This is a genomic window from Mycobacterium sp. TH-M15 (assembly GCF_057473705.1).
Genome location: NZ_JBYCLB010000092.1, coordinates 1 through 2,108 on the forward strand (window position 1 = coordinate 1; position 2,108 = coordinate 2,108).

Annotated in this window: 2 protein-coding genes; both read left to right on the forward strand. The window is 72.9% G+C overall.

The genetic code is table 11. The annotated features are described in order from the left end of the window. Positions 1 to 1,875 (forward strand): ATP-binding protein (locus AC2VNT_RS02315; RefSeq protein WP_486945318.1); only part of this gene is annotated, 1,875 nt, incomplete at its 5' end. Then, positions 1,872 to 2,108 (forward strand): acyl-CoA dehydrogenase family protein (locus tag AC2VNT_RS02320; protein WP_486945319.1); only part of this gene is annotated, 237 nt, incomplete at its 3' end. The genes AC2VNT_RS02315 and AC2VNT_RS02320, both read left to right, overlap by 4 nt.

Here is a 2,108-nt window from a genome sequence, read left to right on the forward strand (position 1 = left end):
GCCGACGCGGCGGTGCGGCTTCCGGCGGCCACCAGCTACTTGTCCGCGGAGGCGATCGTCGCCGCCGCCCGCGCCGCCGGCGCCGACGCGGTGCACCCCGGGTACGGGTTCCTCTCCGAGAACGCCGATTTCGCCGCCGCGGTGCTCGACGCCGGGCTGGTCTGGATCGGCCCGCCGGTGGCGGCGGTGGCCTCGATGGGCTCGAAGATCGAGTCCAAGAAGCTGATGGCCGCCGCCGGGGTGCCGGTGCTGGCCGAACTGGACCCGGAGACGGTCACCGCCGCGCAGCTGCCGGTGCTGGTCAAGGCGTCCGCCGGCGGCGGCGGGCGCGGCATGCGGGTGGTCACCGACCTTTCCCGGCTGGCCGCCGAGGTCGAAGCCGCCGGCCGGGAGGCGCAGTCGGCGTTCGGCGATCCGACGGTGTTCTGCGAGCGCTACCTGCCCACCGGTCACCACATCGAGGTGCAGGTGATGGCCGACGACCACGGCACGGTGTGGGCGGTCGGCGAGCGGGAGTGCTCGATTCAGCGGCGTCACCAGAAGGTGATCGAGGAAGCGCCGTCGCCGCTGGTGGAACGCACCCCGGGGATGCGGGCCAAACTGTTCGAGGCCGCGCGGCTGGCGGCCCGGGCGATCGGCTACACCGGTGCCGGCACCGTGGAGTTCCTCGCCGACGACTCACCTGGCGGAGAAGGGGAGTTCTTCTTCCTGGAGATGAACACCCGACTGCAGGTCGAGCACCCGGTCACCGAGGAGACCACCGGCGTCGACTTGGTCGAGCTGCAGCTGGCGGTCGCCGACGGCGTCCGGCTGGACCCGGAACCACCGGCCACCCAGGGGCATTCGATCGAGGCCCGGCTCTACGCCGAGGACCCGGCGCGGGGCTGGCAGCCGCAGGCCGGACCGGTGCACGCCATCGAGGTGCCCGGGGTTACCGCCCGGTTCGACACGCTGGCCCGGCGGGTCGGCATCCGGCTGGACTCCGGCGTCGTCGACGGCTCGACCGTCTCCATCCACTACGATCCGATGCTGGCCAAGGTGATCAGCTACGCCCCCACCCGACGGCAGGCCGCGCTGGTGCTCGCCGACGCGCTGGCCCGCGCCCGGCTGCACGGGGTGCGCACCAACCGCGACCTGCTGGTGCACGTGCTGCGGCATCCGGCCTTCCTGGACGGCGCCACCGACACCGCGTTCTTCGACACCCACGGACTGGCCGAGCTGGCCGCGCCGCTCGCCGACCCGGCGACGGTGCGGCTCTCGGCGATCGCCGCCGCCCTGGCCGACGCCGCGCAGAACCGGGCGGGCACCACCGTGTTGGGGTCGGTCGCCAGCGGCTGGCGCAACATGGCGTCCGGCTACCAGGCCAAGGCCTACCTGAGCGACGGCGGCACCGAGCACCGCGTCGAATACCGGTTCACCAGAACGGGTCTGGAGATCGGCGACGACGTGGCGTTGGTCTCGTCGGCCCCGCACCGGGTGGTGCTGAGCGACGGCGCCGGGGTTGCGGTCGGCTTCGACATCGCCCGCTACGGCGCCGACGTCTACGTCGACTCGCCGCGCGGGGCGGTGCGGCTGGTCGCCCAGCCCCGCTACCCCGAGCCCGGCTCGGCCGTCGAGCGGGGCTCGCTGGTGGCGCCGATGCCCGGCAACGTGATCCGGGTGGGCGTCCAGGTCGGCGACCCGGTGACCGCCGGGCAGTCGCTGATCTGGCTGGAGGCGATGAAGATGGAGCACACCGTGGCGGCGCCGGCCGACGGGGTGCTCACCCAACTCGACGTCAAGCCCGGCGACCAGGTCGAGGTCGGCGCGGTGCTGGCCCGAGTCGAAACCGAAGCATCACCCGCAGCAGAAGCAGCAGAAGGAGACCCCCGGTGACCGACACCAGCTTCATCGAGAACGAGGACCGTCGCGCCCTGCGCGAGGCGGTCGCGGCGATGGCCGCCAACTACGGCCAGGACTACTACCTGGAGAAGGCCCGCGCCGGCGAGCACACCACCGAGCTGTGGAACGAGGCGGGCAAGCTCGGGTTCATCGGGGTCAACCTGCCCGAGGAGTACGGCGGCGGCGGCGCCGGCATGTTCGAGCTGTCGCTGGTGATGGAGGAGATG